The organism is Pseudoalteromonas sp. T1lg76, assembly GCF_002964725.1.
Classification (GTDB): Bacteria; Pseudomonadota; Gammaproteobacteria; order Enterobacterales; family Alteromonadaceae; genus Pseudoalteromonas.
Genome location: NZ_PQCE01000044.1, coordinates 1 through 325, shown reverse-complemented (window position 1 = coordinate 325; position 325 = coordinate 1). Strand labels below are relative to the sequence as shown.

At 52.9% G+C, this 325-nt stretch carries 2 tRNA genes; both read right to left on the bottom strand.

Annotated elements, in window-relative coordinates:
• Positions 1-11: 11 nt before the first annotated feature.
• Positions 12-88, bottom strand: a tRNA-Met gene (locus C2M35_RS14650).
• 148 nt (positions 89-236) lie between these two features.
• Positions 237-313, bottom strand: a tRNA-Met gene (locus tag C2M35_RS14645).
• Positions 314-325: the final 12 nt, after the last annotated feature.

Below are 325 nucleotides of genomic sequence, written 5' to 3'. Positions count from 1 at the left end.
CAATTAAGAATTGGTTGCGGGAGCCGGATTTGAACCGACGACCTTCGGGTTATGAGCCCGACGAGCTACCAGGCTGCTCCATCCCGCGCCTGTAAGTGTCTTAGCTGAATTTCGTCGGGAACCGACGACCTTCGGCTTTTTCTGGTTTAGCGAGTCCGACGGATGATTTATCATCCTGCTTCATCCCGCGCCAGTAGACTTCAGTTTTGTTTTACTTCTAAAGCTGAAAAAGAAGTTGGTTGCGGGAGCCGGATTTGAACCGACGACCTTCGGGTTATGAGCCCGACGAGCTACCAGGCTGCTCCATCCCGCGCCAGTAGACTTT